Below are 21,335 nucleotides of genomic sequence, written 5' to 3'. Positions count from 1 at the left end.
CTCCGGTAATGCCCTCGGTCCGCCGTTCGGGTGTACGGAGCCGCGTTTTCGGGTGCTCCCGCTGACGGAGGGCTCTCACGTATGCTCCGAAACCGAGGTCGCTCGACTACGGAGAGGCGTAACCGCTCATGAGCGAGGTGGGGGCCGCACCGCTGCCCGACGTGCCGGGCCTGACGAGCTCGGGATCCGGCTCCGGCCGGTTCGCGGTGGCGCCGGAGCTGGCGACGGCCACCTACACGAAGCTCGGCGAGCTGCAGGACGTGGTGGGCGAGATGGTCCGCGAAGCCAACGTGCTGGGCCGCTCGGTGCCGCTGGGCAGCGGGTACGCCGGCGAGGTCGGCGCGTTCATGGCGCAGTACGGCTTCGGCCGCGACGGGTCGGCGGTCGCGCAGCTGACCGCGTTCGGCAAGCAGATCGAAGACCTCAAGGAACGCATCGAGAGCGCGCTGAAAAAGTACCGGCGTGAGGACGACGCCGCGGCCGACGGCGTGGACTGTGCCGGTGGCTGAGCCCGTGCGCAAGCTCCTGCTGCTGGTCCCTGCCCTCCTCGTGCTCGCCGCGTGCGGGCGCCCCGTGACCCCGAAGGCGGTCGCGGCCGACGGCGGACCGGAACCCGCGCCGTCGAGCTCGGCCCGTCCGGCGCTGGCCGAGCTGGATCCGTGCGCGCTGCTCTCGCCGAGCGACCGCTCGAGCGCCGGGCTCACCGAGCTGGGCAAGCCGAAGACGATCGGCGAGGCGCGCGCGTGCGACTGGACGGTGCCCTCGACGTTCGGCGTCACGGTCACGCTCGACGAGACCGCCGGGCTCGCCAACCTCGACGTCTCCCACGGCACGCGCACCAAGAAGAAGGTGGGCGCGCACCAGGCGCTGCAGGTGGCGGACAAGAAGGCCGCGGCCGGCACGTGCGCCGTGCTGCTGGGGGTCGGCAACTCCGCGAGCGTGCAGGTGGACGTGAGCAACGCGAGCTTCTCCGACACCACGCTTGCGTGCTCCCGCGCGACGACCGTCGCCGGGCTGGTGGAGCCGAAGCTGCCCTGAGCTTTCCCGATCCCGTTTACCGGAAGGTGTGCCGTGTCCGCAGCCGTGCCCGAGCCGACGGCCCGTTACGAGTCCTTCAGCCACGAAGCGCTGGCTGCGCAGGTCGAACAGGACAACGACCCCGTCGCCGCCGGCCAGGCCGGGGCGCGCTGGACCGAGCTCGCGCGCAAGTTCGAGGACTCGACCGCGTCGCTGGCCGCGCTGTCGGCGGCCAGCCAGGAGACGTGGGAAGGCGAAGCGGGCGACGCGATGCGCGCGGAGCTCGCGCGGGCGGCCGGCTGGCTGGGGGAGTCCGCGGCGGTGTCCACTGTGGTCGGTGACGCCGTGGCGGGGCAGGCCGACGTGGCGGCGCGGGCGCGGGCCGAGATGCCGCCGCCGGTCGAGTTCGACCCGGCGGCGATGATCCGCTCGGCCGCCGCGAGCGGCAACGTCCTGGAGCTCGCCGGGCTGTCGTTCGCGATGGACGCGCGCCGCGCGGAAGCCGAAGCGGCGCGGCAGAAGGCGATCGACGTCGTACGAACCCGCGACACCGCGCTGCACGGGCTGGTGCCGGGCGTCGCGTTCCCGGACACCCCGGCCCTCGGCGCGGGGCCGGCTTGATCCGGCTCTCCGCGTCGGCCTTCGACGTGGTGTGGCACGACCTCGGGCTCGGCCCCGTTCCGGTGCCCCTGGCGGTGCCCAGCGTCGGCGCGACCGAGGCCGAACGCGCGGCCGTGCGCGCCGAGGTCTACCGCGGCCTCACCGGCCGCGGCCTCTTCGACGGACGGCTCGCCCCCGAGCTGGAGAACCGGCTGCGGCTGCTCGACAGCGGCTCGCGCTACGTCGCGTGCGAAGCCCTGGTGGACATGACTGCCGACACGCCGTTCCGCGCCGTGACCGCCGTGCGCGGCCGCAGCGGGGTGCTCGCGGTTCAGCCCGAACGGACGGTGGGACTCAGCGGAATCCGCGAGGGCGAGCTCGTTTCGGCGCTCGTCGAGGTGCTGCCGCGGCTGTCGCCGGGCCCCGGGTTCGGCGTCAGCCTGCCTGCCTCGGGGTGGGACTCGACTTCGGCCGCGGCTTCCGCTTCGACGGCCCGCCAGGCCGAGGAGATCGCCGCGATCCAGGCCCGGCCGGTCTTCGCCGCGGGCCAGTTCGGTGCCTACACCCGCACCAGCAGCGGCCGCATCGACCGCCGCGGCGGCCTGACCTGGTTCGACACCGACGCGGGCGCCTACTCCGCCGGCGTGTCCGCCGGCCGCGGCGGGCAGGACTGGGTGACCGTCGCCCCGGTCGACGGGCCGCGGCTGGTCGAGCGGGTTCTGGCGCTGTTCGGCTGAGCTGCCGGCTTAGGCGGGGTCGAGCAGGGCGGTCGCGCTGACGTCGAGCCGGGCGGTTGTGCATTCGCCGGCCCGAGGTGTTCGATCGGTGCGCGTTCGAGCTGGGGCCACGTGCAATGCACTGCAGTGATGCTGGAGCTGGTCACCGGTCCCGGGCCGCGGTTGGTAGAGCGGGCCCTGGCGTTGTTCGGCTGAGCGCCGACAGCTCACGCGGATTCAGCGAGCCGGTCGCGCTGACATCGAGTCGGGCGGCTGCAGCCGCCGGCCGAGGCGTTGGACCGCTGCGCGGCCATGGTTCGTTCGAGCTGGGTCAGGTGCTGTGGGCCCGGCGGAAGCTGTGCCGGGCGGCTCAGGCGAGGTCGAGCAGGCCGGTCGCGCTGACGTCGAGTTTGTGGAGCACCAGGCGGCTGCGCAGCTCGCGGACGCCGTGTTCGCGTTTGAGGCGGTCGACGACCGTTTCGAACTCCGCGGGGTCCAGGCAGGCGAGGCGGAGCTGGTAGTCGTACTCGCCGGTCATGCGGGCGCCGGACACGACCTGCGGGACTCGGTGCAGTTCGCGTTCGAAGTGGGTGCGGTCGACGTCTTCGCGCAGGCGCACGTCGCTGACCATGGTCAGGCCGCGGCCGAGGGCGGCGGGGTCCAGGTCGGCGCGGAAGCCGCGGATGACGCCGGCGGCGCGGAGGCGGCGCACGCGGTCCGCGACGGTGTTGGCGGAAAGGCGCACCTGGGCGCTGAGCTCGTTGTAGGTGCGGCGGCCGTCCTCTTCGAGGAGCCGGACGAGTGAGCGGTCGATGGCGTCCACAGGCGTGATTGTGCAGAACTCGGCGAGGTCGGGCAAGTGCCGAGGAAAACTCGGTGAATAGCCGACGCAGCCCGTGATTTCCGAGCCACCTTCGGCGGACATCCTGGAACCGTTCCGGGCATGGATGTCCTGCTACCGCCCCTGTTGCCCGTGTTCAGCGTCCTGCTCGTGACCGTCGTCCAGCGCCGCTACGGGCCGCGGCTCGGCGGCCGGCTCGCGGGCTTCCCGACGACGACCTTTCCGTTCCTGCTCGTCCTCCTGGCGCGTGACGGTGCAGCCACCGTGGCCGACGCGGCGCGCGGGATGATCGCCGGCCAGCTGGTGGTGGCGGCTTTCTGCCTCGGCTATGGCCGGGTCGCCCGCCGGGTGCGGCGCCCGGCCGTCGCGGCCACGGTGGCGCTGGCCGTCGCCGCCGGGGCGTTGTCGCTGGTGGCCGAGGTGGGGTCGCCGTGGGTCGCGGCGGCGGTGACCGGCGCCGTCGTGCTCACCGGGCTGGTGACCTGGCCGCCGGCGCCGCCGATCGACGTCGTCGGCCCGGCTCCACGCTGGGAGCTGCCCGTGCGCGTCGCGGCCGCTGCGGCCGTCGTGACGGCGCTGGCCGTCCTGTCGAGGATGCTCGGCCCGCACCTGGCCGGCGTGCTCGCCTGCACTCCGGTCGTCCTGGCGATCCTCACCCCGACCACCCACGGCGGGTCCGGCTTCGCCGCCGCCGAAACCCTGGTGCGTTCCGCTTTGCGCTCGCTGCCCGGGACGCTGGTGTTCGCCGTGGTCACCGCGTGGTGCGTGGTGCCGCTCGGGCCGGTGGCGGCGTTCGCTCTGGCGGGGGCCGGGCTGGTGGCGGCCGACCACCTCGTCGGCCGGTTGCCGGCCGCCCGGCAGCCGGTCGGGGCCGGTCAATCCCGCTGACCCCCATTCGTGGCGTGATACTTCACGCCGCGGTGGGCGGAATGCTCGGCCGCACACTGGGGTTGTCGCCATTGAGAAACAGTGTGGGAGGAGGCCGGCGTGACGAGCCTCGAGATGGCGGACACGGAGTCCGGAGCGGTCGAGCACCGCGCGGCGGCGCGCCGTCGGCTGCCCTGGCGGCCGGTGCTCCACTGGGCCGTCGTGGCCGCCGCGCTCGGGTACCTCGTGTGGCGTGTGCCCGAGCTGGCCAGGGAGTTCGCACAGCTCGACCGCATCCAGTGGGGCTGGGTCGTGGCGGCCGGGCTCGCCGGGCTCGCGGCGCTGGCCGTCTACGGCGAAGTGCACCGCCAGCTGCTGCTGGTCGGGGGAGCGCACGTGCCGCCTTCGGCCGTGCAGGGCATCACCTTCGCGCAGAACGCCGTCTCGACCACGGTGCCCGTGGTGGGCGGGGCCGGCTCGCTCGCGTACGCGATCAACCAGCTGCGCCGACGCGGCGTCGACAGTGCCCTGTCGGCCTGGGCGGTCCTGCTCGCCGGCGTGATCACCACCGTGCTGCTCATCGTCCTCGGCTTTCTCGCCCTGGCCTGGGCCGGCCGGGTGCCGCTGCGGCTGGCCGTGCCCGCAGCCATCGTGGTCGCGGCGGGCTCCGCGGGGGTGTGGGCGTTGCTGACGCACCCGACCGTCCTGCAACGCGGGCTCACCTCACTGCTGCGCGTCTTCGGCCGCACCCCGGGCACGTGCACCACCTGCCGCAAGACCTGGCTCGAGAAAGCCGACGCCGCCGCGCTCCAGCTCTCGGAACGCGTCGCACGGCTGCGCCCCGGCGGCACCCGCTGGAGCGTCCTGCTGGTCCTCGCGCTCGCCAGCTGGGGGTTCGACTTCTTCGCCCTCATCGCCAGCGCCGAAGGCACGGGCACCCACATCCGCTGGGACGTCCTCGCCGTGGGCTTCCTGGTCGTCCAGGCCAGCATCGCCCTCCAGATCCTCCCCGGCGGCGCCGGCCTCGCCGAAGCCGGACTGCTCGGCGTGCTCGTCGCCGCGGGCGTCCCCGCCGCCCCGGCCGCCGCCACCGTGCTGATCTACCGCGCGATCAGCTGGGCGGGCCTCTCCCTCGTCGGCTGGGTCGTCTACGCCCTCCAACCCCACGCGACACCGGCCCACGGCCACGAGCGCACCGCCGCTGCGGCACTGCCGCAGGCCTGATCGGCTCGGAGGCCCGGGTGCGGTGGTTGGGCCGCCTCGCGATCGGGCGCCGCGGCGAGGGCCCACGGCCATGACTGGACGGCGGCGGCTGCTCTGTCGCGGACCTGATCGGCTCGATGTCCAGGTCCGGCGGCCGGCTCCGTGATGGGGTGAGCGCCTCGTGGCCGTGGTCCTGCTCCGGCCTGTTCGGCTTGCGCGGCCGTGTCCCGCGGCTGGCGCCTCGTGGCCGGGCGCGCGCGACGCCGCCCACGGGTACGACCCGAGCGCGGCTGCCGCTCTGCGCCAGGCCTGATCCTCGCGCCCGTTCCCTGGTGATCGGGTCGACTCGTGGCCGGGTGCTCAGGCGCCAGACCGCGGCTGCCCCCGGCCGCAGGCCTGATCGGCTAGCACCCCGCGGTTGGGCGCCTCGTGGCTGAGCACCCACCGCGTCTGCGAATGGGAACAAGTCGACAGCGGCTGCCGCCGCGCCCCAGGTTCTGATCCGCCCCTACCTCAGTGCCCGATGACTGCGGGTGCCCGACGACCAGACGTTCCCCCGATTCCCCACGACGCGCCACCGTCGGCGCCACCGGTCTCCCCACCACACCCCACGCGCGGCACCACCGTTCCCCACCAGCGCCCCCACCTCACCCCACCGCGATCCCCACCGGCCCCCACCTGGGTTCCCCACCGCACCGGGCCCCACCCAGGGGGTTCCTGGTCTTCACGCTGCCGTTCAGCGGACGTTCGGCAGCCGGTCCGGGTTGCTCCGGGACCCCGGCGCGGGGGATCTTGACCACGGCCCCCCACGCGGCCCCCACCAGGCCCCACAGCGCTGACCTGCGTAAACGCGTGACACGACGGAGTTAACGGGGAGCAAGTCGCGTTGACTGTGGTGAAAAGTGGGGTACGGTGGTGACCAGTGGGGCGGAAGGGAGCCCCGTGGCCGGAGCCGGGTGGTTCGCCAGCCGGGGCCGGTAGGGAGGTGGGGGCCGGTGTTCCTCGGCACTCACACCCCGAAGCTGGACGACAAAGGGCGGCTCGCGCTGCCCGCGAAGTTCCGCGACGCCTTGGCCGGCGGGCTGATGGTCACCAAGGGGCAGGACCACTGCCTCTTCGTCTTCCCCCGCGCCGAGTTCGAGCAGATGGCACGGAAGGTCGCCGAAGCCCCGTTCACGAACGAGGCGGTTCGGGCCTACCAGCGTTACCTGTTCGCCGGAACGGACGAACAACGCCCGGACGGGCAGGGGCGCATCACCATCGCGTCCGAGCTCCGGCGCTACGCCGGGCTGAACAAGGAGTGCGTGGTGATCGGCGCGATCACCAGGCTGGAGATCTGGGACGCCCAGGCGTGGCAGGGCTACCTGGACGAACACGAGGACAGCTACGCGAAGGCTCGAGAGGAAGTTCTACCGGGCGTCTTCTAGGGGACACGGGCACCGGAGCACCTGCGTCGTCGGGGGACGCGGGTCCGCCGGGATCGTGGAACCGGAAACGTCCCCGCGGATGCCGTGAGGCCTCTGTCCGCTCTTTGGCCCTGGCGCACCTTCCCCGGTGCCAGGTCGGACCGCGGGCGGGCAGGGACCTGACGGCATCCGCCGCATCTTCCCCGGGAGTACGGAGCGCGGAAGGGGGAGGGGCATGGCGACCGAGCACGAGCACGTTCCGGTGCTGCTGGACCGCATCGTCGAACTGTTCACCCCCGCCTTCGCCGACCGCGACGCGGTGCTGGTCGACGCGACCGTCGGCCTCGGCGGCCACTCCGACGCACTGCTCGAGGCCTTCCCGCGCCTGCGGCTCGTCGCGCTGGACCGCGACCCCGCCGCGCTCGAGCGCTCGGCCGAGCGGCTCGCGCGGCACGGTGACCGCGTCGACCTCGTCCACACCGTCTACGACGGACTCCCCGAAGCCATCGAGAGCCTCGGACTGTCCCGTGTGGACGGCATCCTCTTCGACCTCGGCGTGTCCTCGATGCAGCTGGACCGCGCCGAACGCGGCTTCGCGTACTCGAAGGACTCCCCGCTCGACATGCGGATGGACCCGACCACCGGCTTCACCGCCGCCGACGTGCTCAACACCTACGCGCCGGGCGAGCTGATCCGGATCCTGCGCGACTACGGCGAAGAGCGCTTCGCGCAGCGGATCGTCAAAGCCGTCGTCGCTGCGCGCGAGAAGGAACCGTTCACGCGCAGCGCGCGGCTCGTCGAACTGCTCTACGACGCCGTGCCCGCCGCGAGCCGCCGCACCGGCGGGCACCCGGCCAAGCGCACGTTCCAGGCACTGCGGATCGAGGTCAACGGCGAGCTGGAAGTGCTGCGACGGGCGATGCCGGCCGCGCTCTCGGCGCTCGCCATGGACGGCCGCATCGTCGTGGAGTCCTACCAGTCGCTCGAAGACCGCCTGGTGAAGCAGGCGTTCGCGGAGCTCGCGAAGTCGCGGACCCCGGAGGGGCTCCCGGTCGAACTGCCCGGGCACGGCCCCGAGCTGAAACTCCTGACCCGAGGAGCCGAGAAGGCAGGCGAAGGCGAGATCGAGCACAACCCCAGGGCCGCCTCCGTGCGGCTGCGGGCAGCACAGAGGATCGGAGAGCCGCGATGACCGCACCCACGAAGTCCCGCCGCCGCTCCGGCGCGCCGGCGACGCGCCGGAGCGCGCAAGCGGGGACCACGGTCGAGCAGGAACCGCAGACCACCGGCCGCACCACCGCGCAGCCGGAAACCACGCCGCGCCGGTCCTCGCGCGGCCGCACCACGGCCGCCGAGCGGGCGTACGCGCGCCGCGCGCAGCGGGCCGACCTGCTGCAGCAGCGCGAGCCGAAGAAGCCCCAGCTTCAACGCACCGAGACCGAGGCCAAGCCGAAGCAGAAGCGCCTGCTGCTGCGCTGGCCGCGTTCGCGCGCCTCGTTCGTGCTGGTCATGATGGGGCTGCTGGCCGTCGGCGTCGCCTCGACGCTGTGGCTGACCACCCAGGCCATCGCCGACTCCTACCGCCTCGAGCAGCTGCGCACGACCAACGCGAGCCTGGCCGAGGCGAAGGACCGGCTCGAGCGTGACGTCGCGAAGGCGCAGTCGCCCGCGTCGCTGGCGCCGGCCGCGAAGCAGCTGGGCATGGTGCCCGGCGGCGACCCGGCCCGCATCGTCGTGGGGCCGGACGGCAAGACCACCGTCGTCGGCGAGCCGACGAAGGCCCAGCCCGCCGCCGGCTCGACGGCCGAGACGCCGCCGCAGCAGCCGGGCGCGCCCGCCGGGCAGCCCGCCTCCGGTCAGCAGGAGGGCGGCATCGAGGGCGACCTGCCGGCCACCCCGGCGGGGCAGTGATGGTGGCTTCGGGGGCGAGCCGGGCGCGCGCCGCGGGCAGCGCCCGGCGCACGTACGCCGCGGGCACGCGCCGCGCGGTGGCCAAGCGCGGCAACGGCGGGCAGCGCAGCCGCTTCTCGGCCGTGCGCATCCTGCTGGTGGCGCTCATGGTCATCGCGGGCGTGAAGCTCGTGCAGGTGCAGTGGTTCGAAGCGCCCACGCTCTCGGCCGCGGCCGAGCGGCAGCGCAGCCTCACCATCGACATCCCCGCGCAGCGCGGGTCCATTGTGGACCGCAATGGCAACAAGCTCGCCTTCAGCGTGGAAACCCGCACGCTGTCGGTGAACCTGCGCGTGCTGCACAAGACGATGGACGACTACGCGAAGAAGAACCCCGCCAAGGGCGTCACCTTCGAATCCGAGGTCACCCGCGCGGCCAAGTACATCGCCGCGAAGGTGCCCAACCTGACGACCGAGCAGGAACTGCTGACGAAGCTGAACAAGCCGCAGTCGTTCACCTACCTCGTGGACAACGTCGAGCCCTCCGTGGCCGCCGACATCGTCAAGCAGTTCGCGTGGATCGGCGTGGAGAACCGCGCCATGCGCGAGTACCCGGGCGACACGCTCGCGTCGAACATCGTCGGCCTCGCCAACTGGCGCATGGAGGACCCCGACGTGTCCAAGCACAACCTCCACGGCGTGGTCGGGCTGGAGCAGTCGCGCGACAACGACCTGGCGGGCACGCCGGGCCGCGAGATCGTGAACACCCAGAACGGCAACGACAACCTGTACCTGCCGGGCTCCGAGCACGTGCTGCAGGCGGCGATCCCCGGTTCGGACCTCGAACTGACCATCGACTCGGACCTGCAGTACGAGCTGCAGCGGCAGCTGAGCGACTACGTCGCGCAGTCGCACGCCAAGGGCGGCCAGGCCGTGATCATGGACTCGCGGACCGGCGAGATCTACGCGCTGGCCGACGACAAGACGTTCAACCCGAACGACCAGTCGACCTTCCAGGACGAACTGCTCAACGACCGCGCGGTGACCACACCGTACGAACCGGGCTCGGTGAACAAGATCGTCACCGCCACCGCGGCCATCGACGAGGGCATCGCCACGCCGCAGTCGACGATCGCGGTCCCGGGCGAGATCAAGATCGCCGACCGCACGGTGCACGACGCTTGGGTGCACGGCACGCAGAACTTCACCACCACCGGCATCTTCGCCAAGTCCTCCAACGTCGGCACGCTGGAGCTGGCGCAGAAGATCGGCCCGGACCGCTACTCGGACCTGCTGAAGAAGTTCGGCATCGGCCAGCGCACCGGCCTCGGCCTGCCCGGTGAGAGCCCGGGTTACGTGCCGCCGCGCAGCCAGTGGTCGGCCAGTACGTTCGGCAACCTGCCGATCGGCCAGGGCCTGTCGATGACCGTGGTCCAGATGGCCGGGATGTACCAGGCGATCGCCAACAACGGCCTGCGCGTGCCGCCGCGGATCGTGAAGGCGAAGAAGAACCCGGACGGCACGGTCGTGCCCGAGCCGGCGCCGAAGCCGGTGCAGGTGGTCAGCCCGCAGACCGCGACGACGGTGCGCGACATGCTGCGCGCGGTGGTGCAGAACGCCAAGAGCCCCAACGCGGGCACGGCGCCGTCGGCCGCGCTGGAGGGCTACCAGATCTCGGGCAAGACGGGCACCGGCCAGCAGGTCGACCCGCGCACGAAGGCCTACAGCCAGAGCCTGGCCAACATCACCTTCGCCGGGATCCTGCCCGCCGACCACCCGCGGTTCGTCGTCGGCATCCGCCTCGACGCGCCCGACACCACGCTGCCGGCCGGGCATTCGGCGGGCCCGCTGTTCCACTCCATCGCCTCGTACCTGACGCAGCGCTACCAGATTCCGCTGTCCGACGGTCCGTCGCCGGAGGTCCCGCTCATCATCCCGTGACGCGCCCGCGACGTTCCCGGGACACGACCGGAACGTCTTTGCAACACTCGGCCGAGGGCCGCTTCGCGTCTCGCGAGGCGGCCCTTTCCCGTGTGTTTCCGCCTGCGATAGTCCACATCGGCTGGTGGCGGCGGGCGGAAACGCTTGCCCCGCAACGACGTTTCGCGCGCCGCATAGCACACCCGGTGCACGCCGACGCGTTCGCCGTACCGCCTTGGGTCACCCGATCGCGCTCTCGGTAACCTCTCGGGCGTGTCCGTGTCCTCGTCCAAGCCCCAGAGCGGGCCGGCTGCGTCGTCGCTGCCGGAAAGCCCGGTGAAGGCGGTCGCCGCCCCGCCCCGCCCGGCCCGGATCGACCCGGTCCCGCTGGCCACCCTCCTCGCCCGCGCGGGCGCCCGGCTGATCGCCGAGAGCCCCGAGGCCGCCGACCTCACCGTCACCGGGACCACGCTGCGTGCGCAGCACGTGCTGCCAGGCGACCTGTTCGCCGGCCTGCCCGGTGCGCGCGCCCACGGCGCCGACTTCAGCGACCAGGCCGTGGCCGCCGGCGCGGCGGCGGTGCTCACCGACGCCGAGGGCGCCGAGCGCCCCGCGTTGCGCGACGCCGGCATCCCGATCCTCGTGCACCCCGACCCGCGTGCCGCGCTCGGCGAGATGGCCGCGTGGATCTACGGGGAGCCGTCGCTGCACCTGTCCGTGCTGGGGGTCACCGGCACGTCGGGCAAGACCACCACCTCCTACCTCGTCGACTCCGGGCTGCGCGCCGCCGGCCTCACCACGGGCCTGATCGGCACGGTCGAGACGCGCATCGCCGGCGAACGCCTGGTCAGCGGCTTCACCACGCCGGAGGCGCCGGACCTGCAGGCGCTGCTCGCGGTGATGCTGGAGCGCGGCGTGACCCACGTGCCGATGGAGGTCTCGAGTCACGCGCTGTCGCTCGGCCGCGTCAACGGCACGCGCTTCGCGGTCGGCGCGTTCACGAACCTCTCGCAGGACCACCTCGACTTCCACCACGACATGGAGGAGTACTTCGCCGCCAAGTCGCTGCTGTTCGACGGCCGCTCGACCACCGAGGTCGTGGTCGTGGACACCGCGTGGGGGCGGGCTCTGCTCACGCCGCAGACGGTGACCGTGTCGATCGAGCAGGGCGTCGACGCCGCGTGGCGCGCCTCCGACATCGAGCCCACGGCGGCGGGGGAGCAGACCTTCACCCTGCACGGCCCGGACGGGCTCACGCTCGCCGCGAAGATCCCGCTGCCGGGCACGTTCAACGTGGCCAACGCCGTGCTCGCCGCCGCGATCCTGGGCAGCGCCGGCGTGGACCCGGCGGCCATCGTCGCGGGTCTCGGCGCCGTGGAGGTGCCGGGCCGGATGGAGCGGGTGTACCTGGGCCAGGACTTCACCGCCGTCGTCGACTACGCGCACAAGCCAGCGGCCGTCGCGCAGGGGCTCGACGCGCTGCGCGCCCGCACCGACGGCCGCATCATCACGGTGCTCGGCTGCGGCGGCGACCGCGACACGGCCAAGCGCCCGATGATGGGCGAGGAAGCCGTGCGCCGCAGCGACGTGCTGATCGTGACCGACGACAACCCGCGGTCCGAGGACCCGGCAATGATCCGCGCCGCGATGCTCGCCGGTGCGCGGGGCGTCGGGCCGTCCCACGGCGGCGAGATCGTGGAGATCGGCGACCGCCGCGAGGCCATCACCCACGCCGTGTCGCTCGCCCGCACGGGCGACATCGTCTTCATCGCCGGCAAGGGCCACGAGACCGGCCAGGAGGTCCAGGGTGTCGTGCACCCGTTCTCCGACCGCGACGAGCTCGAGGCCGCCATTCGCAAGCATCTCGAGGTGAGTGCGTGATCGAGCTCAGCCTGGCCGAGATCGCCGACGTGGTCGGCGGCCGGCTGCACGGAGCCGACGGCTCGTCGGCCGTCACGGGGAGTGTCGAGTTCGACACGCGCAAGATCGGTCCCGGCGGCCTCTTCGTCGCCCTGCCCGGCGAGCGCGTGGACGGGCACGACTTCGCCGCGAAGGCGGTGGCGGCCGGTGCTGTCGCGGTGCTGGCCGGCCGCGAGGTCGACGCGCCCGCGATCGTGGTGCCGCCGCTGCCCGAGGGCCAGGCCCACGAGCGTTCGGTCGCGCTGGCCGGCGACACCGACGGCTCCGGCGCCGCCGTGCTGGCCGCGCTCGCGAAGCTGGCCGGCCACGTCGTCGGCCGGCTCGCCGCCGAAGGCCTCACGGTCGTTGCGCTGACCGGCTCGTCGGGCAAGACCTCGACCAAGGACGTCATCGCGCAGCTGCTGGAGCCGATGGGCCCCACGGTCGCGCCGCCCGGGTCGTTCAACAGCGAGCTCGGCCACCCGTGGACCGCGCTGCGTGCCGACCACGCCACGAAGTACCTGGTGCTGGAGATGTCCGCGCGCGGGACTGGGCACATCGCCGACGCGGCCGCGATCACGCCGCCGCGCATCGGCGCCGTGCTCAACGTCGGCAGCGCGCACGTCGGCGAGTTCGGCTCGCGCGAAGCCATCGCGAAGGCCAAGGGCGAGCTCGTGGAGGCGCTGCCGAGTGCCGAAGCGGGCGGCGTCGCCGTGCTGAACCTCGACGACCCGCTGGTGGCCGCCATGGCGAGCCGCACCAGCGCCCGCGTGGTCGGCGTCGGCGAGACCGCGTCCGCGCAGGTCCGTGCGGCCGACATCACGCTCGACGCCGAGGCCCGTGCGTCGTTCCGGCTGATCACCCCCGACGGCGAGGCGCCGGTGACGCTGCCGCTGCACGGCGAGCACCACGTCGGCAACGCGCTCTCGGCCGCCGCGATCGCGCTGGAGCTCGGCGCGACGCCGGCCGAGGTCGCGCAGCGGCTGTCCGCCCTCGAACGCCGCTCGGCCCACCGCATGGCGGTGACCACGCGCGCCGACGGCGTCACCGTCCTCAACGACGCGTACAACGCCAACCCCGAATCAGTGCGAGCCGCGCTGAAGGCCCTCGCGTCGATGCGCCGGACCGGCCGTCGCGCGTGGGCGGTGCTCGGCGTGATGGGCGAGCTCGGCGCCGACTCCGTGACCGAGCACGACTCCATCGGCCGCCTCGTGGTGCGCCTCAACATCGACAAGCTCGTGGTCGTCGGTGACGAGGCCGCGCCGATGCACCAGGGGGCCTCGCAGGAGGGCTCCTGGAACGAGGAGTCGGTGCTGGTACCCGATGGCGACGCCGCCGTGGCCCTGCTGCATGATCAGCTCCGTCCCGGAGACGTGGTGCTGGTCAAGGCCTCCAACGCCGCCGGCCTGTGGCACGTGGCCGAGGCGTTGCTCGCCCCCTCGGAAGACTCGAAAGACTCCGAGAACTCCGAGAACTCCGAAGACTCCGAAGACGCTGCACAATCCGTTTCCCCCTCCCCGTCCTCTGAACGCTCGAACGGTGGTCACGCGTGATCAACATCCTGATCGCGGCCGCGGCGGGTCTGCTGGTCTCCATCCTGCTCACGCCCTACCTGATCCGGGTCTTCTCCCGGCAGGGCTTCGGGCAGGAGATCCGCGAAGAAGGGCCCCAGGGCCACAAGTCGAAGCGCGGCACCCCGACGATGGGTGGCGTCGCGATCATCATCGCGATGGTCGTCGGCTACTTCGTCGCACACCTGATCAGCTGGCTCGGCAACTCCCACAGCTCGGCGCCCTCGGCGTCCGGCCTGCTGGTGCTCATGCTGGCCGTGGGGCTCGGCATCGTCGGGTTCCTCGACGACTTCATCAAGATCCGCAAGCAGCGCAACCTCGGCCTGAACAAGACCGCGAAGCTGGTCGGCCAGCTCGTGGTCACGATCCTGTTCGCGGTGCTGTCGCTGCAGTTCGCCGACGAGCACGGCCTCACGCCCGCGTCGCAGAGCCTCTCCTACGTGCGTGACCTGGCGCTGATCACGTTCCCGTGGATCGTGTTCGTGATCTTCTGTTACGTGGTCATCTCCGGCTGGTCGAACGCGGTGAACTTCACCGACGGCCTCGACGGCCTGGCCGGCGGCGCCGCCGCGATGGTGCTGGCCACCTACGTGGTCATCTCCTTCTGGCAGGCCCGCCTCTCGTGCGCCGACGGGCCCACGACCGCCTGCTACGACGTGCGCGACCCGCTGGACCTCGCGGTGGTCGCCGCCGCGGCGACCGGCGCGTGCGTCGGCTTCCTGTGGTGGAACGCCGCGCCCGCCAAGATCTTCATGGGCGACACCGGTTCGCTGGCGCTCGGCGGGCTCGTGGCCGGTCTGTCGATGACCACCCGCACGGAGCTGCTCGCGATCGTGATCGGCGGCCTGTTCATGGTCGAGATGATCTCGGTGGTCACCCAGATCGCGGTCTTCCGCACGACCCGGCGAAGGCTGTTCCGGATGGCGCCCTTCCACCACCACTTCGAGCTCGCCGGGTGGGCGGAAACCACGGTGATCATCCGGTTCTGGCTGCTCTCGGCCATCTGCTGCATGTTCGGACTGGGGCTGTTCTACAGCGAACAGCTGGGCGTCGGGAGCTAGGTCTTGACCGACAGGGAGCTCCTGCTCGAAGGCAAGAACGTGCTCGTGGCGGGCGCCGGCGTCACCGGGAAGTCGGTGGTGCCGGTCCTGCGGGAGCTGGGCGCTCACGTGACGGTCACCGACGGGAACGCCGAGCGGCTCGAAGAGCTGGCCGGCCTCGGCGCCGAGCTGGTGCCGGGTCTGAGCGAACCGCCGCCGGGCACCGTGCTCGTGGTGACGAGCCCGGGCTGGCGGCCCACGTCGCCGCTGCTGGCCGCCGCGGCCGCGGCCGGTGTCGAGGTGATCGGCGACGTCGAGCTGGCCTGGCGCATCGGGCAGCTGCGTGAGCGGCCGCCGTCGTGGCTGGTGATCACCGGCACGAACGGCAAGACCACCACCGTCGGCATGCTCGAGTCGATGCTGCGCGCGGGCGGGGTCGACGCCGTGGCCTGTGGGAACGTCGGTTACGCGGTGCTCGACGCTGTGCGGGCCGGTCACGCCGTGCTCGCCGTGGAGCTCTCCAGCTTCCAGCTGCACTGGTCCTCGACGCTCGCGCCCGACGCGTCGGTGGTGCTCAACCTCGCCGAGGACCACATCGACTGGCACGGCTCGATGGCGGAGTACGGCGCCGCGAAGGGCCGGGCCCACGAACGCTCGCGCGTGGTCGTGCACAACGCCGACGACGAGTGGTCCACCCGCCTCGCCGAGGAGCACGCGCCCGAGAGCGCCCGCCGCGTCGGGTTCCGCCTGGACACGCCGCACGCCGGCGAGCTGGGCCTGGTCGAGGACCTGCTGGTGGACCGCGCGTTCGTCGCCGATCCCGCCACGAGCGCGGAAGAGCTGGCGACGATCGTCGACGTCCGCCCGGCCGGACCGCACAACGTCGCCAACGCACTGGCGGCCGCCGCGCTCGCGCGCGCCCACGGCGTGTCGACCGAGGCCGTGCTCAAGGGCCTGCGCGAGTACCAGCCGGCGCCGCACCGCGCGCAGGAGGTCGCCGAGATCGGCGGCGTGCGCTACGTGAACGACTCGAAGGCCACCAACCCGCACGCCGCGAGCGGCTCGCTGCGGGCCCACGAGAGCATCGTGTGGATCGCCGGGGGCCAGCTCAAGGGCGCCGCGGTCGACGAACTCGTGGCCTCGATCGCTGGCCGGCTGCGCGGAGTTGTGCTACTCGGCGTGGATTCACCCGTGATCGCAGCCGCTGTTGCGCGACACGCGCCGGATGTCCCGGTGAACCGCCTCCGTCCGGGTGACCATGAACCCATGACTGCGGCGGTGGATGCGGCCAGCGCAATGGCTCACCCTGGTGACGTGGTGCTGCTCGCGCCCGCCGCCGCCTCGTTGGACATGTTCCGCAACTACGGCGAGCGCGGCGACGCGTTCATCGCGGCGGTGCGTGTCCTCGCGGGCGGTGCGGCGGGGGCGGCGAATGACGGTAGTTGACGAGAAGCGGACCCAGGATCGGCCCGAGCGGCCCCGGCGGGAGCGCAAGGTAAGCCCGTTCGTGGCGTTCCGGACGGCGCTCACGGCGTGGCTCTCGCGGCCGCTGGCGTCGTTCCACCTGGTGCTGGCCCTGACCGGGGTGCTCACCGTGATCGGTGTCGTCATGGTGCTGTCCGCGTCGTCGGTCGCGTCCTACGACCCGAGCACCGGCAGCAGCGTGTACTCGCTGTTCTACCGGCAGGTCCTGTTCGTGGCGATCGGCTCGGTCGTGTTCTGGGTCGGCCTGCGGATCAAGCTCGAACGCATCCGGCGCATGTCGGCGACCATGGTCGTGATCTGCCTCGGCCTGCTGATGCTGGTACTCACGCCGCTGGGCTCGACGGTGAACGGCTCGCAGGGCTGGTTCAAGCTGGGCGTGTTCACGTTCCAGCCGGTTGAGGCCGCGAAGGTCGCGCTGGCGTTCTGGGGCGCGCACATCCTGGTGATCAAGTACAACGTGATCCACCAGTGGCGCCACCTGCTCGTGCCGGTCGTGCCGGTCGCGCTCGTGATGTTCGCCCTGGTCATGCTGCAGCCCGACCTGGGCGGCACGATCACGCTCGCCGTGGTGCTGCTGGCGCTGCTGTGGTTCGCCGGCGCGCCGAAGCGGCTGTTCGGAGTGATCCTGGCGGGTGGTCTCGCCGGTGTCCTGGTGCTGGCGATCATCGCGCCGTACCGGCTCACCCGCGTGCTGTCGTTCCTTTCGCCGGACACCGATCTCAGCTCGGCCGGTTACCAGGCCAACCAGGCGAAGCTCGCGCTCGCCGACGGCGGCCTGTTCGGCAAGGGCCTCGGCCAGGGTGCCTCCAACTGGGGCTACCTGCCCAACGTGCAGAACGACTTCATCTTCGCCCTCGTCGGCGAGGAGCTCGGCTTCGTGGGCTGCGCCGTGGTGCTGGCCCTGTTCGCTCTCGTGGCCGTGGTGGGGCTGCGGATCGCGACGCGCAACATCGACCCGTGGATCCGGATCGTGGCCGGCACGCTCACGATGTTCCTGGTCGCGCAGGCCGCCATCAACATCGGCTACGTCGTGGGCCTGCTGCCCGTAACCGGTGTCACGCTGCCGCTGATCTCGTACGGCGGCACGTCGCTGCTCATCACGATGCTCATCATGGGGGTGCTCGCCAACGCCGCCCGGCACGAACCGGAGGCGGTGGCCGCACTGCGTTCGCAGGGCCCGGGTAAATTCGGACGCCTGCTGAGGCTGCCCGCGCCCGACCCGTACCGCCCGCCCACGACCACCCGCAGGGGACTGGCCGGGCGGGGGACCGGTTCGGGGGCCAAGGCGGCCCGGCCGGCGCCACGCGCGGCCCGGCCCGCACCGGCGCAGGAGCGCCGCAGGTCGGTCCGGCAGCCGACGCGGCGCAGCACTGCCGCACGGACGAACGCGGCGCGGACAACAGCGAACCGCGGTGCCAGGGGTACCGCGAACCGGAGAGGTCATTGGTGAGTAACCCCGTCAAGGGAGCCGAGCGATCCCCCTCGGGCAAGGTGCCCGTGGTGGTCGTCGCCGGAGGTGGCACCGCAGGACACATCGAACCCGCCCTCGCCCTGGCCGACGCCGTCATGCGGCTGCGCCCCGACGCGAAGGTGATCGCGCTGGGCACGGCGCGCGGCCTGGAGAACAAGCTCGTACCGGCTCGCGGTTACCCGCTGGAGCTGATCCCGCCGGTGCCGTTGCCGCGCAAGCCGACCCCGGAGCTGCTGCGGCTCCCGCTGAAGGTCCGCGACTCCGTGCGCCGGACCCGCGACGTGCTGGAGCGCGTCGGCGCCGACGTGGTGGTGGGTTTCGGCGGCTACGTCGCGCTGCCCGCGTACCTCGCCGCGCGGGGCCGCACGCCGATCGTGGTCCACGAGGCCAACAAGTCGCCGGGCCTGGCCAACAAGGTGGGCGCGCGCTTCGCCGCGCGCGTCGCCGTGGCCGTGCCGGGCACGCCGCTGCCGAAGGCCGAGGTCGTCGGGATCCCGCTGCGCCGGTCGATCACGTCGCTCGACCGCGCTGCGCTGCGCGCCGAGGCCCGCAAGTTCTTCGACCTCGACCCGGACGCCCCGACGCTGCTGGTGTTCGGCGGCTCCCAGGGCGCGCAGTCGATCAACAGCGCCGTGTCCGGTGCCGCGAAGGAGCTGGCCGAGGCCGGCGTCGGCGTGCTGCACGCCCACGGCCCGAAGAACACCCTGGTGGTGCAGGAGTTCCCGGGCAAGCCGGCGTACGTGCCGGTGCCCTACCTGGAGCGCATGGACCTCGCCTACGCCGCCGCCGACGTGGTGCTGTGCCGTTCGGGCGCGATGACGGCGGCCGAGGTGTCGGCCGTCGGGCTGCCGGCGGTGTTCGTGCCGCTGCCGCACGGCAACGGCGAGCAGGCCGTGAACGCCCAGCCCGCCGTCGACGCGGGTGCCGCCTTCCTGGTGCCCGACGGGGAGCTCACCCCGGCCAAGGTGGCCGAGCTGGTGGTGCCGCTGGTCACCGACGCCGCGCGCGTCGCGAAGATGAGCGAGGCCGCCGTGGGGATGGGACACCGCGAGGCCGACGAGACGCTCGCCAAGATCGTGCTGGAGGCCGCAGGTGCCTGAGTTGCCCGAAGAACTGCGCCGCGCGCACCTGATCGGCATCGGCGGGGCCGGCATGTCCGGCATCGCCCGGATCCTGCTCGCCCGCGGGGCGGCCGTGTCCGGTTCGGACGCCAAGGAGTCGCGCGCGCTGCTGTCGCTGCGCGCCCAGGGCGCCGAGCTGTTCGTGGGCCAGCGTGCGGAGAACCTCGACGCGCTCGCCGAAGCCCCGTCGGCCGTCGTGGTGTCCACGGCGATCAAGGAGTCCAACCCGGAGCTGGCCGCGGCCCGTGCGCGCGACATCCCCGTGCTGCACCGCGCGCAGGCGCTCGCCGGGCTGATGGAGGGCCACCGCGTGGCCTGCATCGCCGGCACGCACGGCAAGACCTCGACCACGTCGATGCTCACCGTGGCGCTGCAGCACTGCCGGCTCGACCCGTCGTTCGCGATCGGCGGCGACCTCAACGAGTCGGGTGCCAACGCGCACCACGGCGAGGGCGGCGTTTTCATCGCGGAGGCCGACGAGAGCGACGGCTCGTTCCTCACGTACTCGCCGTCGGTCGCCGTGGTCACCAACGTCGAGCCCGACCACCTGGACCACCACGGCACCGCCGAGGCCTACGTGAAGGTGTTCACGGAGTTCGTCGGGCGCCTGCAGCCGGGCGGCCTGCTCGTGGTGTGCGCCGACGACCCGGGTGCCGCGAAGCTGGGCGACGAGGCGGCCGCCGAGGGCGTGCGCGTGCGCCGCTACGGCCGCACCGCCACCGGCGAGGGCGACGTGCGCGTGCTCGACTACAAGCCCGCCCCGGACGGCGGCCAGGTGCGCCTGGCGCTCGACGGCGAGGAGCTCGACCTGCGGGTGGCCGTGCCGGGCGAGCACATGGCGCTCAACGCGGTCGCGGCCCTGCTGGCCGGGCTCGAGCTGGGCGCGCCCGTCACCGGCCTGGCCGAGGGACTCGCCGCGTTCGGCGGGGTGCGCCGCCGCTTCGAGTTCAAGGGCCGCTCCGGCGACGTCCGCGTCTACGACGACTACGCCCACCACCCGACCGAGGTGGCCGCGCAGCTCAAGGCCGTGCGCACGGCGGCGGGGCTCGGCCGGGTGCTGGTGGTGTTCCAGCCGCACCTGTACTCGCGCACGCAGACGTTCGCGGCGGAGTTCGCCGAAGCGCTCTCGCTGGCCGACGAGGTCGTGGTGCTCGACGTGTACGGCGCTCGCGAGGAGCCGGTGCCGGGTGTGACGGGTGCGCTGATCGCCGACCGCGTGACGAGCCCGGTGCACTACCAGCCCGCGTTCGACGTCGCGGCGAAGCTCGTCGCCGACCTCGTGAAGCCGGGTGACCTCGTGGTGACCATGGGCGCGGGTGACGTGACGCAGCTGGGCCCGGAGATCCTGGCCGAGCTCGACCGGAGGACCGCGGGCGCATGACGTCGACCAGGGAGCGCCGCAATCCGTCCTCGTCCGAAGAGGACGAGCGGGATCGCGCTGCCCTGGCCCGCGCCCGGCGGGGGCGGCGCTCGGAAGAGGAGCGCCGCCGCACACGCTCGAGCCGCTCGTCGGCGCCGCGCTCGGGCCGGGCGGCTCGCGCGGAGAGCCTGCGTGCGCGTCCGACGCGGAAGAAGGAGATCCGGCGCCGCTGGGTCGCGCTGCTCGTGGTCGTCACGCTCGTCGCGCTGGGGTACCTGGTGTTCTTCAGCTCGATGCTCGGGGTGAAGGACGTGGCGGTGCAGGGTGCGAAAACGGTGTCGGCGGAGCAGATCCGGGCCATCGCCGCCGTGCCGGTCGACAAACCGATGGTGCTCGTCGACGTCGACGGGATCCGGGACCGCGTGGCGGAGATGCCGGGCGTCGCGACCGTGGACGTGTCGCGTTCGTGGCCCAACACCGTGGAGATCTCGGTGACCGAGCGCACGGCCATCGCGTTCTTCGACAGCGGCCCGGGCGGCGACGGGGTGCACCTCGTCGACGGCGGCGGGGTCGTGTTCAAGACCGTGAAGGCCCGTCCGGCGGGCCTGCCGGAGCTGAAGCTGCCGAAGGTCTCGGCCGACGACCCGGTGACGCGTGCGGTGACCGCGGTGCTCGGCGTGATCCCGCAGGCGCTGCTCAAGCAGGTCACCACGGCCACGGCGCAGACCCCGGCCAGCGTCCAGTTCACCCTCACCGACGGCAAGACCGTCCGCTGGGGCGACGCCGGCAAGACCGACCGCAAGGCGAAGGTCCTGGCCGCCCTGCTCACGCAGAAGGGCAAGGTCTACGACGTCTCGGCGCCCGAGCTGCCGACCATCACGTCCTGACCTCGTCTTTTTCGCTGGCATCCCCTTCTCCGTATGCTGTAC

19 protein-coding genes are annotated in these 21,335 nt (G+C 72.7%); 18 read left to right on the top strand and 1 reads right to left on the bottom strand.

All coding sequences use genetic code 11. From position 1 onward, the window contains the following. The first annotated feature begins 128 nt into the window (after nt 1-128). Genes ACQPXB_RS31730 through ACQPXB_RS31715 form a run of 4 tightly spaced genes read left to right on the top strand, consistent with a single transcriptional unit; the run spans nt 129 to nt 2,354 of the window. Nucleotides 129-509 (top strand): hypothetical protein, encoded by a 381-nt coding sequence (locus ACQPXB_RS31730; protein ID WP_366582184.1) that lies wholly within the window; start codon nt 129-131, stop codon nt 507-509. Continuing rightward, nucleotides 502-1,038, top strand: coding sequence for a DUF3558 family protein (locus tag ACQPXB_RS31725; protein WP_432845466.1), 537 nt, complete (start codon nt 502-504; stop codon nt 1,036-1,038). The genes ACQPXB_RS31730 and ACQPXB_RS31725 overlap by 8 nt, the downstream gene beginning before the upstream one ends. A 33-nt stretch (nt 1,039-1,071) precedes the next feature. Further along, the gene (locus ACQPXB_RS31720; protein ID WP_432845465.1) at nt 1,072-1,638 is read left to right on the top strand and encodes a PPE domain-containing protein; all 567 of its coding nucleotides are present in this window, start codon (nt 1,072-1,074) and stop codon (nt 1,636-1,638) included. Further along, nucleotides 1,635-2,354 (top strand): ESX secretion-associated protein EspG, encoded by a 720-nt coding sequence (locus ACQPXB_RS31715; protein ID WP_366582182.1) that lies wholly within the window; start codon nt 1,635-1,637, stop codon nt 2,352-2,354. The genes ACQPXB_RS31720 and ACQPXB_RS31715 overlap by 4 nt, the downstream gene beginning before the upstream one ends. Nucleotides 2,355-2,703: 349 nt before the next feature. On the opposite strand, the gene ACQPXB_RS31710 is transcribed toward ACQPXB_RS31715, so the two are convergent. After that, nucleotides 2,704-3,258 (bottom strand): Lrp/AsnC family transcriptional regulator, encoded by a 555-nt coding sequence (locus ACQPXB_RS31710; RefSeq protein ID WP_432845464.1) that lies wholly within the window; start codon nt 3,256-3,258, stop codon nt 2,704-2,706. Between the two features lie 18 nt (nt 3,259-3,276). Between ACQPXB_RS31710 and ACQPXB_RS31705 the strand changes: the two genes are divergently transcribed. The 14 genes from ACQPXB_RS31705 (at nt 3,277) to ACQPXB_RS31640 (ending at nt 21,293) form a co-directional block, all read left to right on the top strand. Beyond that, a complete protein-coding gene (locus ACQPXB_RS31705; protein ID WP_366582180.1) occupies nt 3,277-4,062 on the top strand; it encodes a hypothetical protein in 786 nt (261 codons plus the stop codon). Between the two features lie 99 nt (nt 4,063-4,161). After that, nucleotides 4,162-5,265: a lysylphosphatidylglycerol synthase transmembrane domain-containing protein gene (locus tag ACQPXB_RS31700; protein WP_432845463.1), complete on the top strand. Its 1,104-nt coding sequence runs from the start codon at nt 4,162-4,164 to the stop codon at nt 5,263-5,265. Nucleotides 5,266-6,239: 974 nt separating this feature from the next. Next, nucleotides 6,240-6,671, top strand: coding sequence for a division/cell wall cluster transcriptional repressor MraZ (mraZ, locus tag ACQPXB_RS31695; protein WP_285965701.1), 432 nt, complete (start codon nt 6,240-6,242; stop codon nt 6,669-6,671). 214 nt (nt 6,672-6,885) lie between these two features. Further along, nucleotides 6,886-7,842 carry a 16S rRNA (cytosine(1402)-N(4))-methyltransferase RsmH gene (gene rsmH, locus ACQPXB_RS31690; RefSeq protein ID WP_366582178.1) on the top strand — a complete coding sequence of 319 codons (957 nt, stop codon included), beginning with the start codon at nt 6,886-6,888 and terminating at the stop codon, nt 7,840-7,842. Further along, on the top strand, nt 7,839-8,561 hold the full coding sequence (locus ACQPXB_RS31685; protein WP_366582177.1) for a hypothetical protein: 723 nt from the start codon (nt 7,839-7,841) through the stop codon (nt 8,559-8,561). Before rsmH ends, ACQPXB_RS31685 begins: the two co-directional genes overlap by 4 nt. Next, a complete protein-coding gene (locus ACQPXB_RS31680; RefSeq protein WP_366582176.1) occupies nt 8,561-10,480 on the top strand; it encodes a peptidoglycan D,D-transpeptidase FtsI family protein in 1,920 nt (639 codons plus the stop codon). The genes ACQPXB_RS31685 and ACQPXB_RS31680 overlap by 1 nt, the downstream gene beginning before the upstream one ends. A 315-nt stretch (nt 10,481-10,795) precedes the next feature. Next, complete coding sequence (locus ACQPXB_RS31675; RefSeq protein WP_432856865.1) at nt 10,796-12,340, top strand: UDP-N-acetylmuramoyl-L-alanyl-D-glutamate--2,6-diaminopimelate ligase; 1,545 nt, start codon at nt 10,796-10,798, stop codon at nt 12,338-12,340. After that, complete coding sequence (locus ACQPXB_RS31670) at nt 12,337-13,911, top strand: UDP-N-acetylmuramoyl-tripeptide--D-alanyl-D-alanine ligase (RefSeq protein ID WP_432845462.1); 1,575 nt, start codon at nt 12,337-12,339, stop codon at nt 13,909-13,911. The genes ACQPXB_RS31675 and ACQPXB_RS31670 overlap by 4 nt, the downstream gene beginning before the upstream one ends. Beyond that, nucleotides 13,908-14,990: a phospho-N-acetylmuramoyl-pentapeptide-transferase gene (gene mraY / locus ACQPXB_RS31665; protein WP_364052315.1), complete on the top strand. Its 1,083-nt coding sequence runs from the start codon at nt 13,908-13,910 to the stop codon at nt 14,988-14,990. The genes ACQPXB_RS31670 and mraY overlap by 4 nt, the downstream gene beginning before the upstream one ends. Before the next feature lie 21 nt (nt 14,991-15,011). Then, nucleotides 15,012-16,415 (top strand): UDP-N-acetylmuramoyl-L-alanine--D-glutamate ligase, encoded by a 1,404-nt coding sequence (gene murD / locus ACQPXB_RS31660; protein ID WP_432856862.1) that lies wholly within the window; start codon nt 15,012-15,014, stop codon nt 16,413-16,415. Continuing rightward, the gene (gene ftsW / locus ACQPXB_RS31655) at nt 16,402-17,904 is read left to right on the top strand and encodes a putative lipid II flippase FtsW (protein WP_366582173.1); all 1,503 of its coding nucleotides are present in this window, start codon (nt 16,402-16,404) and stop codon (nt 17,902-17,904) included. Before murD ends, ftsW begins: the two co-directional genes overlap by 14 nt. Further along, nucleotides 17,901-19,025 (top strand): undecaprenyldiphospho-muramoylpentapeptide beta-N-acetylglucosaminyltransferase, encoded by a 1,125-nt coding sequence (gene murG / locus ACQPXB_RS31650; RefSeq protein ID WP_366582172.1) that lies wholly within the window; start codon nt 17,901-17,903, stop codon nt 19,023-19,025. Before ftsW ends, murG begins: the two co-directional genes overlap by 4 nt. After that, complete coding sequence (murC, locus tag ACQPXB_RS31645) at nt 19,018-20,427, top strand: UDP-N-acetylmuramate--L-alanine ligase (RefSeq protein WP_432845461.1); 1,410 nt, start codon at nt 19,018-19,020, stop codon at nt 20,425-20,427. Before murG ends, murC begins: the two co-directional genes overlap by 8 nt. Continuing rightward, nucleotides 20,424-21,293 (top strand): cell division protein FtsQ/DivIB, encoded by an 870-nt coding sequence (locus ACQPXB_RS31640; RefSeq protein ID WP_432845460.1) that lies wholly within the window; start codon nt 20,424-20,426, stop codon nt 21,291-21,293. Before murC ends, ACQPXB_RS31640 begins: the two co-directional genes overlap by 4 nt. The last annotated feature ends 42 nt before the right edge of the window (nt 21,294-21,335 follow it).

It is taken from the genome of Amycolatopsis sp. CA-161197, assembly GCF_050942255.1.
Taxonomy (GTDB): Bacteria; Actinomycetota; Actinomycetes; order Mycobacteriales; family Pseudonocardiaceae; genus Amycolatopsis.
This window is presented reverse-complemented; position numbering and strand designations above follow the sequence as displayed.